At 60.1% G+C, this 11,583-nt stretch carries 11 protein-coding genes and 1 pseudogene; 6 read left to right on the top strand and 6 right to left on the bottom strand.

The annotated features are described in order from the left end of the window. Positions 1–13 precede the first annotated feature (13 nt). On the bottom strand, positions 14–355 hold the full coding sequence (locus AC6I6X_RS18370) for a hypothetical protein (RefSeq protein ID WP_497932009.1): 342 nt from the start codon (positions 353–355) through the stop codon (positions 14–16). A gap of 227 nt (positions 356–582) precedes the next feature. Here AC6I6X_RS18370 and AC6I6X_RS18375 point away from each other — a divergent pair, with 227 nt between their 5' ends. After that, a complete protein-coding gene (locus tag AC6I6X_RS18375) occupies positions 583–1,911 on the top strand; it encodes a S8 family peptidase (RefSeq protein WP_497932010.1) in 1,329 nt (442 codons plus the stop codon). Positions 1,912–2,458: 547 nt separating this feature from the next. On the opposite strand, the gene AC6I6X_RS18380 is transcribed toward AC6I6X_RS18375, so the two are convergent. After that, a complete protein-coding gene (locus AC6I6X_RS18380; protein ID WP_497932011.1) occupies positions 2,459–3,472 on the bottom strand; it encodes a tyrosine-type recombinase/integrase in 1,014 nt (337 codons plus the stop codon). Continuing rightward, positions 3,472–3,771: a hypothetical protein gene (locus AC6I6X_RS18385; protein ID WP_497932012.1), complete on the bottom strand. Its 300-nt coding sequence runs from the start codon at positions 3,769–3,771 to the stop codon at positions 3,472–3,474. The genes AC6I6X_RS18380 and AC6I6X_RS18385 overlap by 1 nt, the downstream gene beginning before the upstream one ends. A 777-nt stretch (positions 3,772–4,548) precedes the next feature. On the opposite strand from AC6I6X_RS18385, the gene AC6I6X_RS18390 reads away from it, so the two are divergent. Next, the gene (locus tag AC6I6X_RS18390) at positions 4,549–4,833 is read left to right on the top strand and encodes a winged helix-turn-helix domain-containing protein (protein WP_497932013.1); all 285 of its coding nucleotides are present in this window, start codon (positions 4,549–4,551) and stop codon (positions 4,831–4,833) included. A gap of 606 nt (positions 4,834–5,439) precedes the next feature. On the opposite strand, the pseudogene AC6I6X_RS18395 reads toward AC6I6X_RS18390, so the two are convergent. Further along, positions 5,440–5,575 (bottom strand): annotated as a pseudogene (locus AC6I6X_RS18395) (archaellin/type IV pilin N-terminal domain-containing protein); the annotation flags it as partial. A 6-nt stretch (positions 5,576–5,581) separates the two neighbouring features. After that, a complete protein-coding gene (locus AC6I6X_RS18400; RefSeq protein WP_497932014.1) occupies positions 5,582–6,031 on the bottom strand; it encodes a type IV pilin domain-containing protein in 450 nt (149 codons plus the stop codon). Positions 6,032–6,363: 332 nt separating this feature from the next. On the opposite strand from AC6I6X_RS18400, the gene AC6I6X_RS18405 reads away from it, so the two are divergent. After that, the gene (locus tag AC6I6X_RS18405; RefSeq protein WP_497932015.1) at positions 6,364–7,194 is read left to right on the top strand and encodes a hypothetical protein; all 831 of its coding nucleotides are present in this window, start codon (positions 6,364–6,366) and stop codon (positions 7,192–7,194) included. Between the two features lie 4 nt (positions 7,195–7,198). On the opposite strand, the gene AC6I6X_RS18410 is transcribed toward AC6I6X_RS18405, so the two are convergent. Next, positions 7,199–7,384 (bottom strand): DUF8053 family protein, encoded by a 186-nt coding sequence (locus tag AC6I6X_RS18410; protein ID WP_497932016.1) that lies wholly within the window; start codon positions 7,382–7,384, stop codon positions 7,199–7,201. Positions 7,385–7,499: 115 nt separating this feature from the next. Here AC6I6X_RS18410 and AC6I6X_RS18415 point away from each other — a divergent pair, with 115 nt between their 5' ends. Genes AC6I6X_RS18415 through AC6I6X_RS18425 form a run of 3 tightly spaced genes read left to right on the top strand, consistent with a single transcriptional unit; the run spans position 7,500 to position 11,583 of the window. Continuing rightward, positions 7,500–7,919 carry a DUF8023 family protein gene (locus AC6I6X_RS18415; RefSeq protein ID WP_497932017.1) on the top strand — a complete coding sequence of 140 codons (420 nt, stop codon included), beginning with the start codon at positions 7,500–7,502 and terminating at the stop codon, positions 7,917–7,919. An 11-nt stretch (positions 7,920–7,930) separates the two neighbouring features. Then, on the top strand, positions 7,931–8,692 hold the full coding sequence (locus AC6I6X_RS18420; protein WP_497932018.1) for a PGF-CTERM sorting domain-containing protein: 762 nt from the start codon (positions 7,931–7,933) through the stop codon (positions 8,690–8,692). Continuing rightward, complete coding sequence (locus AC6I6X_RS18425; protein WP_497932019.1) at positions 8,692–11,583, top strand: WD40 repeat domain-containing protein; 2,892 nt, start codon at positions 8,692–8,694, stop codon at positions 11,581–11,583. Before AC6I6X_RS18420 ends, AC6I6X_RS18425 begins: the two co-directional genes overlap by 1 nt.

Genomic DNA, 11,583 nt, shown 5'->3' on the forward strand with positions numbered 1-11,583 from the left:
CGCCGTAGGTCGATCACTCCTCCTCGTCCGGTGGCTCGTCTTCGGTCATCCAGCGCGCCGTCTCGGCGAGGCGCTCGGACAACTGGCGCGCCTCCACCGGGGTCAGCGTCGCGTCAGCGTGACCCGTCCCGTGGTCGCCGGCCATCGCATCGACGCTCAGGACCACCCGATCGTCCGCCGGTCGGACCGAGACGTCCGCCCGATCGGGGTAGTCCCGCGGCGGCCCGATCTCGAGGTCGGCCTCGCCGCGGGTGACGCCGATCTGGACCTCGTCGGGGTGTGCGAGGTCGAGCGTGTCCGTCGGCTCCTCCTCGATCGGGTCGGGGTCGTCGGCGCGGTTGGAATCCGCAGGCATACTCGGACGTTGGCACGCCGGGACCTTGGCTGTACTCCCCGACCAGCCGTCCGCCATTACCGCCCTGCTCCCGGAACCGGTCCGAATCATAAACGTTGGTTTCAATCACAGTTTCTGATAATCCAACACAAATATAACTTCGTTTTCGACAGTATTCCGGGCGTGAGAGACGATCGCGGTGTCAGCCGGACCCGGCGACGGGGCCGGTACCTCTCCACCCTCATACCATGGATCGAAGAACCTTCATCACGGCGGGTAGCGCATCGCTCGGGGCACTCACTCTCGGATCGACGGCCGCGACGGCCGATTCGACCGGCCGCTTCGTCGTCGATCGCACACGCCTCCGGACCGAGTCGGATCTCGAAATCGTCCACGAACTGGATCCGGTCGATCTGCTCGTCGTCCGGGCGACGGCGGACCGACTCGATCGATCGGGGGCCGCGTACGCCCCCGACCGGCAACTGGCGGTCGATCGATACCGGCCGACGGCCGTCGCCGGTGTGGAGTCGTCCGCACCGGCACGAGACCTGACCGACTTCCAGTGGGACAAACGCGACCAGGGCGTTCCCGAGGTCCACGAGATCACCAGGGGCGAGGGAACGCGCGTCGCGATCATCGACTCCGGGATCGCGGCCGGCCACCCCGACCTAACAGGGCAGGTCGACCTCGACCTGTCCCGGAGCTTCGCCCCGGACGAGTACGGCGTCGGCGAACCGTACGGCGGAGCCCACGGGACCCACGTCGCGGGGATCGTCGCCGCGACCGACGACGGGAGCGGGGTCGTCGGCTCCGCCCCGGGCGCCGAACTCGTCGACCTGCGCGTCTTCGGGGCGGCGCTCGAGAGCCGCGATCGCGGGGATCTGCCGCCCGCGTACTGGCGGGAGACGTACATGGGCGACGTCATGGCGGCGCTCGTCTACGCCGCCGAGATCGGCTGCGACGTCGCGAACCTCAGCCTCGGCTGGACCTGGGAGATGCGGATGGACGGCTGGGGTAAATTCTGGGGCACGGTCCACCAGCGCGTGGGTCGCTACGTCCGACGCCAGGGCATGGTCCACACCCACGCCTCGGGCAACTGGGGCGAGAGCCTCCAGTTCAACCGGGACGAGACCGACTCCTCGGAGACGGCCGGCGGACTCACCACCAGCGCCACGGGCCCCGTCGGGTTCGATCCGGAGACTGGAGCGTACGACGAGCCACCTTACTCGCCCTCGACGTACACGACCCACGGCGTCGGTGCGATCGATCTCGCCGCTCCCGGCGGCACGGGCGGCGAGTTCACGCACGATAACGTGCTGAACGCGATCGCGCTCCCGAAGTTCGACGACGACGGTACGTATCTCGGTGCCGACTACGGCCACGCCTGGTTCGCGGGGACCTCGATGGCCGCGCCGCAGGTCGCCGGGGCCGCTGCGTTGGTTGCGAGTGCGAATCCGGGGTACAACGCGAACCAGGTGGCGAACGCGTTGACTCGGACGGCGGAGGTGCCGGCCGAATACGATCGGAAGTACTACGGCCACGGGTACCTGGATACGCTGGCTGCGGTTCGGGACTGACGTCTCGCGGGCGACCCACGTCCGCTTTCGGAAATTCGGTCGAATCGGTGATCCACGAACATGGCGCGTGCTAGCCGGGAACCGGAGTTGCTGTGGGACACCTCAGGGGCCGAATAGGCGAAAATCGTGGCCGTTCGATCGCTAGGCGCACTCCATTTCGATCCACTGGTGTCCGTCAACTAATAACGTGAGATTGAAGACCAACGTTGGAAAATCCAAAATCGGGCTGGAGAGAGACCACCACTAGTCCCACCTACCACTCCAGCCTGACCCTGAGTTGTGCAGATACAGTCATGTCGATTCTGCCTAACTGTTTACCGTCTGGCCGAGTACGATCGTAAACGGGACCGATCGCACCGGCGGTCTATAGTAGCCACTGAAACGAGTTACACACTGATCGCAACGCTGCCCTGCGATCAGGTGTGCAGTGACTTTCAGTGGCTACAATACCATTCGCGTCGCTCGCGAATTTGCTCGCAACGCGAGAATCATGGACTCGCCGGGATGGTGAAACCCCGACGAGTCGGGTGGTTTTGCAAATCATGGTTCAGTCTGGAATGTTTTGACGACGGACCGCCATCTTCTCGCGCTCAGTTCTCGCGTCGTAGTGTTCGTACAGTACGTCGAGTGAGACGTCCATCCGTTCGCTCACGGTCTCTGGAGCCGTTTCCTCGTTCAGGTGATTCGTGATCGCACCGCGACGGATCGCGTGGGGTGATCGCGCCGACGGGCACTTCGACGGTACCGAATCACGGCTTCGGGCTTCGCACTCGGCTGGCGTTCGATCGTGGGGACACTCCGCGTACGTGCACGGGTGCAACGCCCGGATCACCCATTTGTAGATCGAGTGGCCGCTGGGCCGGGTTCCCTGTCGGGTAGTGAACAGTGGCCGGCGGCCGTACTCGTCGACGACGTCTTCCCGATCGGGGTTATCCACATAGTCGCCGAGAATCCGGTACCAGCGCGGTCCCAGGTAGACCCAGCGGCTCCCGTCGTCACCGTTCTTCAGCGGTGTCCCCGTGTCAGGACGGTGTTCTACACGGATCGCCTGGTCATCCTCGTCGAGATCGTCGACGTCGAGCCCACGGACCGCACCGCGTCGCATTCCGGTTCGCCAGATCAAGGCGATCAGCGCGTGGTCTCGGCTAGCGTAGTGGTGCCGGTCGAAGTACCGGAGCGCCTGCTTCGCGCGATCAGCCTCGAGGAAGACCTCGCGGGACTCAGCACCATCCGGCAATTCCGGGGCATGCAGTTTCTCTGCGAGCCCATCTTCGACTGCCTCGATGTCGGCCCACCAGCGCAGGGCCATCCGGACGCTACTCAACTGCTTTTGCAGCGTGATCGGTGCGACATCGCCCTGCCGCCAGCTGACGAACAGCGAGAGGTCACGACCGGTCAGGTCGTTCAGGTTGTTAATCTCCTTCTCTTCGCACCACTCGAGGAACACCGACAGGCGGTGCCTGGCGTTCTGCATCGATGATTCCCGAATACTCGGGCTCCGATGTTCGAGGAACATATCCACACCTTCCTCGGGTGCGAGCGGTTCCAAATCGTCGCTCACTACCGATCACGCTCCTGCCAATTCTCGGCGCGCGCGAGCGCGCTCATCGGGCTGTCTTCGAGATCGTCGCGTTCGAACAGCCGATCGGCGATCGCCGTCTGGAGCGCGGTTCCGGATCGATCCCGCGGCCGGGTATCCGGTACGTGGTACTCGTCGACGCGTGCGGCCAAGTCGTCGATCGCGTCGATCGTCTCGACGAGCGCCGCGTTCTGGTAGCGCAGTTCCGTCGCGATCGCCTCGAGCGCCTCGGCCTGGCGTTCCATCGCGTCGACTCGCCGATCGCGATCGGTCTCAGACATAGACCCGCACCTCCGCGACGATCGTCGCTCGAAGGCTGTCTTCGCAGCTGTCGCAGACGGTGACTCGTCCGTCAGGGTCCTGGACCTCGACTTCACGGACTCGGCCCGCGGTCAGCCCGCATCCGTCGCAGCGTGGGACGTCGCGATCGGCGGCACTCATCGCCCCACCTCGGGAGTATCGTGCTGGTTACAGTATCCGGTACGCTTACCGTCGTGGCGTGTCTGGTGTGTCATGGTCTCACACTTGTGGGACCGCGGACTCACCGCGCGCGCTGCTACGTAGGACTGGTCGGCGCGCGCGGTCACTGTCCGTCGGTGGTTCGTAACGACTGCACGGTACCCTCTTAGTTTCTCGAGGGTGGTTTCCGATATTTCTGATACTCAGGAATCGGTGATTGACTGCTTCTCGAATGCGATTTTGGAACTCTCGGTGATTTCCGATACCGTTCCGATAACTGTCCGAGTCGGGCGTGGGCTGTGGGCCGCGGGTCGATCGATGCGGTCGATCGGGGGACTTTTCCCCCGGTGCGTTCTCCGATAGCATGCTTCCGTACTCACTTACGGAGGCCAGCGGGCCGGTGCCCCTAACACCGGGTCCGCGTTCTCACAAGGACCCGACCGGGCAGCGGCGGGTCCGTCTGGCTTCCGTTGCACTCACCCAGGAACGGGTAGCACTTCAAACTAATGCATTGAACAATGCACTACAAGGAGTCGAATAGCGTTCAAATACCATCGTACCGAGCATTCTAACATGGAGTTCTGTGTCTTAGAAAGCGAATGCGACGACCACGGGTGGACTGGATGACGCGAGCCGATGACGCGATCCTCGAGTTCCTATTGAACGAGGGGAACGAGCCGATCGTCGCGAACCCGTCCACCGTCGAGGCGAATATCGATTACAAAATATCACACGTTCGTCGTCGACTCCGGGCGTTGCAGGATGGCGGACTTGTCGAGTACTACGACGAAGACCGGGGTCTGTACCGGATCACTAACCGTGGACAAGCCTATCTCAAAGGCCAACTCGATGCAAACGACTTAAAAACTGATTCAAATAACTAAGTGAATAGCGGCTTACATTGGACGTACTTCGTGAAAGCTGATATAGACTTTCACAACTATTCTAATATAATAGGAGTTGGATTAGTGAGAGATGCTATTAGAAGTCGAACTCGATACTATCGATTTCCGTACCGTCAGCATCTTTTGCTGTCACAGTACCGGACTCACCAGCATCAAGATCGAATGTATCAGTATCAGGATCAGAGAATGAGATGGTATCTCCATCTGAGTCACCACTACTGGAGACTTCAAATTCAATACTTGAAGTATCCGCAAGAGTTGTTGCAGTTACTTCAATCTCTTCATCACCGGTGCTGAAGTCAACAGTTGGTTCGAACCCAAAGTCCTCACTTGAAATTGTCGTTTCACTACCGCTGTCAGTAATGCCGACTATAGATACAGTACCGTCTGCCTCTATATCCCCCTCATCAACGTCAAGGACTCGGTGTTCACCTGCTTCCGTTAGTGGAGAACCAGGACTGTTAATACCCTCACCACGGATCTCGAGTTCTTCAGAGTTCCCCATCGAGGTTACTGAAACTTCTACTGTTCCAGCACGATCATCAATCTCGATATCTGTCCCTGCATTCGCTTCATTATCCACACTACCACCGAGGTCCAGAACGAACGCGGCGATCACTGCTGCCAAAATGACAGTTATCGCAACCATAAGGATAACGCCGATAACTGGGCTCACAGCCCGTTCGTCCTTCTCACCAACCAATTTGGATGAAAGGATCATTGTTGATTAGGCAAAGTCGTACTCAACCGTCGTGATTACGGTTTCCTCATCATCTTCGGTAATTGCGACAACTGCAACTTCACCATCTTCAGCGGCGCTTACAGCCTCCAGTGTGACTTTATCACCAGCTTCTTTCAAATCATCACCATCTCCTAAATCACTGCCATCTGAGGCGCCGTCGAAATCAGTTTCATCTCCACGTAGAACAATCTCTTCGGAGTTACCCATGGATGTCACGGAAAACTCAATCTCCCCATCACCCGCATCATTGTCCACATTAGTTTCGACGGCAGCATTTGCTTCTTGACTTACGCTGCCACCTAAGTCTAGGACGAACGCCGCGATCACGGCCGCGAGAATAACGGTTATCGCGACCATGAGAATGACGCCGATAACTGGACTTACTGCACGTTCCTCGTCGTCTCCGACGAGCTTTGTTCCGATGTTTTCGAGCATTGTTTACCACACAGCACCCACGTGAACGGTGAGAAGGCTTATGCCGGGGTATCTGGTACCCCGACGTGCGCTCGGGGATTGGGGGTAAGCACACCATCCCAGCGCCCACCTTCCTGCCGTCTCCGTTTCCGGTGCTGATAGTGACCAGTCGGTCGGGGGTTCATATATTTATGGGATCGTGAGTGTATCCCTGTCTGACAACGGTTTCAATTGTGATAATCAGCGGGTCGCAGAATTCGTACAACACCCTCTTGAAACCGTTCTGTCTGGCGATTTCGTTCAGCCGAAGGCGGGGCAACAACGATTATGGCCACGGAATCAGACGGACACGTATGGGAGATGGGGTTTCGCTCGTCGACGAACGTCGACTCGCGCGCACGTTCGATGGGGGCTACTACACCGACGCCTGGGAAGCGGTAGCGCAGTATCGACGCGCGATCGCGTACGCCACGCGCAACGATTGTGGCTCGACCGCGACCGCAAGTGCACTCGATCTTCCACGGGGACGGCTTCGTACCTGGATCGACGACGGCGGCTATCCTGATCCGGTCCGAGCGATCGAAACCGCTCGCGAGCACGGCTGGCTGGACGTGGGCTACGACAACAAGTCGTTCACCGGACTGAACGCACTCGTCGCGAACGTGTTCTCCGGCGGCTCGATTGCGGCGGAGAACTACAGTCCGTCGTTCGCGCTCAACGAAAACGGACGACATTCGCACGTCGTCGACGCGCTCGAGGCGACGGGTGTCGACTATCAGTTCGTCCACGACGACAGTGACGATCGTGCGACCGAGGTTCGGCCAACCGAACACGGAACGGTACTCGGGCGAGTGCTCACCGTCCTGGGGGCTCCGATCGGCCCCAAGACCGAGGTCGACGACATCTCTCTACCGGAGTATCTCGACGATGCACCGGACGAGACCCGAGAAACGTTCGTGCTCGCGTACCTCGCGAACCGCGCGCTTCACCATCGAGACAAGGATACGGTCCAGATACAGGAACAGCGGCCCAAATCGTACCGCGACGAGCTGGCCGCGCTCATCGAGGACGTCGCCGGTGAGCGCGTCACGTCCGGCGATCGAATGGTGACGATCTCGGCCGACGCCGCTCGTTCACTTCGACTGCAGCCACGATACCGAACACGGTCAGAACCCGAAAACTGACTTCCTACGTTCCGATCTCTTCGACCAGTTCGAGTGTCCATTCGCCCTCGTCGACGTGCCGAATGTGGACGTGGTGCTCGCCTTCGAGCCGCCCGTTCTCGTCGAGGAGCCCCTCCACGCGGACGTCGTCTTTCGGGAGCGTGATCCCGACTGAATCCTGGTCCAGTTGCCGGAGTTTGTTCAGCGCCATATCCGGCGGGCAACCCCCCAACTCATAAAAGTTGGTGAGTATCGGGACTCCCGAGGGATTCCGGCGGTTTTCCTGACGCTTTCAACGAGGTGGGTAGATCTGCCGGCGTTGCACTATGGCAACGAGAACCTTCGGTTCGATCAAGAATCACGAGGGCGTCGACCTCATCGACGCCGTGCTGGCCCCGCTGTTCGTCGCGGCGACGCTCGCGATGAGCGGGATCGGCACGATCGGCATCGACAACCCCGTCACGTTCTACCTGAGCGACGCGCTGTACTCGTCGTCCGGGACCGAGATCACCTGGGCGTTCATCTTCACGATGGGGGCGATCGCGATCGCCTGGCTCTCGAACGAGGCGCGCGACTGGGACGACTTCAGCCAGGAACAGGCGGCCGTCGTCGGTGGGATGGTCTTACTGAACCTGTTCTCGGCGATCGTTCCCGCGGTGAACAGCGCGCTGACGACGTACTGGTACGCGGGCTTCCTGCTGATCGCGATCAACGGAGCCGGCTACTACCTGATCGCGTACTACTGAGGTGACCGAACATGAGCAATTCTTTCAGTCGATCGACGACAGTCACGCTCCTGGTTCTGGCCGCGATCGCGGCGATCGGCGTCGGGCTGGTCGGCATGGCCGCGGCTCAGTCTTCCGACCTGGACACGATCGAGAACAGTACGATCGAGACCACGAACGAGACCGAATACGTCGAACTAGACGTACAGTTCGCCGATTCGTTCAACGACACGTCCGAGGAGACCGTCGAATTCAATGCGTACAACGAGTCGGCCTGGCAAGACGACGGTGAAGAGGTTGGGAACTACAGCGAGACCCTTAACGGGACGGTCCTGACGATTGACGACACGGTCCACACGCCGGCGACGTATTCCGCGGAGTTGGATTCATCGGGGACGACGGTGGAGTTCAACGGGAGCGACGTCGCGTCTGACGGGACGGTTGACCTAGCGGATCACACGGAAGATTCGCTGACAGACGACGACACGGTGCTGTCGCTCACACTCACCGCAGATACCGTCGTCTCGGACACGGTGACCGGCGGCCCATCTGACACGGTGAACGTTCACTACACGCTGAACGAAACCGAATTCGCGGCCAACGAAACGTATCGCGTCTTCGTCGAAGCCGGCGACGAGAACCACATTGCCAGCGGGTACGTCTCGCCTGACGATGCCACGATTGGCGGTGGGTTCTTCGACGGGGACGATTCGCAGCCAGGATTCGGCGCGACCATCGCGGTCGCGGCGATCGCGGTCGCGGCCGGCGTCGCTCGCTTCCGGGGTGGGTCCTGATGTCAACTGATACCGAGCCGGCTCCCGATCGGGAGACCGGCCCACAGCCCACGGCCCACAAAATTTCGCGACGTGACGCGATCAAGACCGGCGCGCTGGCGGCAGGTTCCACAGTTACGGGGGTAACAGCATTCGGAACCAGGACCGCGCGGGCTGATCTGGTTGATGGCGTTCGGTCGGCTGTCGATCGCGCGGCCTCGATCGACGGCGCGGAATACGCGATCGCGGCCCATCCTCTCGGCGGGATGACCGGCGTGATCGCGTATCGAAAACTGCGGGAGTCACTGAACGAGAGTCCCTCGGCTGATCGGTCGATCCTTCACCAGTTGGCTACCTCAGAAATGGAGTCGCTGACGACTCACGAGGTCGATTTCGGAAACCACCTGGAGGATACGCGACCGATCGCGAACCTGGAGGCGCGGCACGGGATCGCGACGGCGTGGGAAGAAAACAAAAGCTCCAGTGAGGCGTATAACGACGCGCTGGACCTTATACGGCAGTATTACGAACTTCTGGAGTTTAACCATTACCACGTTACGAACAAATCGCTACTTCAACACAGCTACATCGCTGGTTCTGGTACTTCGACCGATCCGACGTTCGACATCGTGGGGAGCGCCGACGACACAGCCGACGGTGACGCATTCCATCAGATGCGTATCTCGGCCCAACGTGAGACGGTTACGATCAACCTTCACAACGGGACCGCGATCAGCAACGTAAACCCGTCCGATGCGGAGCAAGACGCCGTACTCGGGGACGAGTATGAAAGCGCGGAGTTGGAGGTGCCGGTCGTGGAGTTCTGGCCGGAGAGTGACGCTGATACCTACGACGGCGAGCCGGACGATACCAGTCCGATCCTGACGCAGGACGTGGTTGATTCGTGGGACTCGTCCAACGAGGTCGTGACCTACGATCTAGCGAACGGCACCTACGAAACGGACCTGCGCTTCACGATCCCGAGCGAAAGCGAAGACTTGCAGTCCGAACGTGTGTTCGACGGGGTGGAGTTTTTCACTCTGCTGTCGGACATCCAGGCGAAAAGCGACGACGTGGTGGGTAACTATTCGGTCGAGTTCGTCGAGGACATCTATGCGGAGCTGGACGCCGGAAACATCACGCCGGAGCAGGTGAGGGGACCGGACGGGATGGTTCGCTATCTGTCGGGGACAGACGACCCAACAAACGCGCGCTGGCGGATCTCGATGCTCCAAACGTTCGGCATGGAACAGCCGGATTTCAGTCTCGTCAGTGGCATGGACGTGACGTATTCCGGCGCGACAGGCCGCAACGTGGATACTGACCCGGACCTGAGCGATCGGCACGTCTACCCTGGCGACTACGTATCTGACGAGCAGTATACCGGCGTGCTGTTCAAAGACGACTCGTCGACTGTCAGTCCTGAAACGGGTCGGACGTATCTGGTAGATCCGCTGTTCTTCGAGATGGACCAAAGCGGTAACGTGACGCGCCGAAACCTGTCTGATGGCAGTTCGAGGCCGGAGTACGGGGACCTGTCGGCACCTGGAATGGCGATCTCGCCGGACGGGTCGACGCTGTATTGTGCCGGTGGCAACACCCGTGCTGTTGATGCTTCGGACCCTGAGACAGAACTGTGGTCGGTATCCACCACGTCCGATCTGGTCCGTGTCTCGCAGTCTGGCGACGTGTTGGTCGGCGTTGACGATGCGAATGAGACGATTAGACGGTTCGACATCGAGGACGGGTCAGAACTGTGGTCTCACTCTCTCACTGACGGCGATACGCGAGCGGCTGTTGGCCCGAACGACGAGTTAGTCGCCACTGGCGACTACTCGAACGGTCTGCACATTCTCGATGCGGAAACCGGTGACGTGCTTCACGAGCACTACGATACCGATGCGAACGTAATGGGTATCGGGTTCGATGACGACGGCGATCGGGTCCTGTACTACAACGAAAACGGGATGATCTATGTCGTCGACACGTCGGACGGCTCCGAAATCCAGAGTACTCAATCGTCCGAAAGTGACCTCAAAAGCGGAGGATTCGGCCAAGTTACTGACGTTCGAGACGGTCGCGCTGTGTTGTGTGGTGGCGATTCGCCGTCGCTCATCATGTACGATATTGACGATGATACGGAGGTTTGGACACATTCCGAAGGGTCCTTCGATTATTACTCTGCACACTTCACGCCGGACGGAAATCGCGTTGTGGCGCTGTCTGGTGAAGAAAACGGCTGGATACTGGACGCCGAGGACGGCTCCGTAATCGAGAGTTGGAACACCGGCGCTGATCCCGAATTTATCGCGATCCACGATCCGGGTCCGGTGGACGGTATCCTTCATGACGCGCTGATGCACGACGAGGAAAACAACAAGGAACTCTCGTTCACCAGCGGAGTCATCGACGTAACGGATATGTGGGACGCCGGAGGCGCGACGATCGAGCACGTCAGCGACGAGACGATCGCCGACATCGAGGCGCTGGACGCAACGCCGGACTCGATTGACTCGGTGGTATCGGACATGGACCAGTTTGATTCGGTGGACGACATCAAGTATATCGTCCATGTTGAGGAGATTCTGGACCACTACGGGGCTGACGCGACGATCGGCGGCGAAGGCGACGGCGCTGACGTGACGGTCACGGAGACGGATTACCAGCGACCCGAGTATGACACATATGACAGCCAGCAGTTCGCCGACTATCTGAACACACTGGAGTCGTATCTGGAGCAACTGGAGGCTGACGAGGAGGAGACGACGGACGACGGCGACGACGGCTGGGGCTTCCTGTCGGGATTCGGCGACTGGTCGAACGGCGACCTGCTGGGTCTCGGAATTATCGCGCTGATCATTATGTGGATGGTCGGCGTCGCGACCGACCTCATTCCAGGACTGGGTAACTAA

The organism is Halosolutus sp. YCN4 (assembly GCF_059736495.1).

Coding starts and splice junctions, on each gene's coding strand:
- AC6I6X_RS18370 (WP_497932009.1), bottom strand. CDS start 355: ATGCCTGCGGATTCCAACCGCGCCGACGACCCCGACCCGATCGAGGAG.
- AC6I6X_RS18375 (WP_497932010.1), top strand. CDS start 583: ATGGATCGAAGAACCTTCATCACGGCGGGTAGCGCATCGCTCGGGGCA.
- AC6I6X_RS18385 (WP_497932012.1), bottom strand. CDS start 3,771: ATGTCTGAGACCGATCGCGATCGGCGAGTCGACGCGATGGAACGCCAG.
- AC6I6X_RS18390 (WP_497932013.1), top strand. CDS start 4,549: ATGCGACGACCACGGGTGGACTGGATGACGCGAGCCGATGACGCGATC.
- AC6I6X_RS18400 (WP_497932014.1), bottom strand. CDS start 6,031: ATGCTCGAAAACATCGGAACAAAGCTCGTCGGAGACGACGAGGAACGT.
- AC6I6X_RS18405 (WP_497932015.1), top strand. CDS start 6,364: ATGGGAGATGGGGTTTCGCTCGTCGACGAACGTCGACTCGCGCGCACG.
- AC6I6X_RS18410 (WP_497932016.1), bottom strand. CDS start 7,384: ATGGCGCTGAACAAACTCCGGCAACTGGACCAGGATTCAGTCGGGATC.
- AC6I6X_RS18415 (WP_497932017.1), top strand. CDS start 7,500: ATGGCAACGAGAACCTTCGGTTCGATCAAGAATCACGAGGGCGTCGAC.
- AC6I6X_RS18420 (WP_497932018.1), top strand. CDS start 7,931: ATGAGCAATTCTTTCAGTCGATCGACGACAGTCACGCTCCTGGTTCTG.
- AC6I6X_RS18425 (WP_497932019.1), top strand. CDS start 8,692: ATGTCAACTGATACCGAGCCGGCTCCCGATCGGGAGACCGGCCCACAG.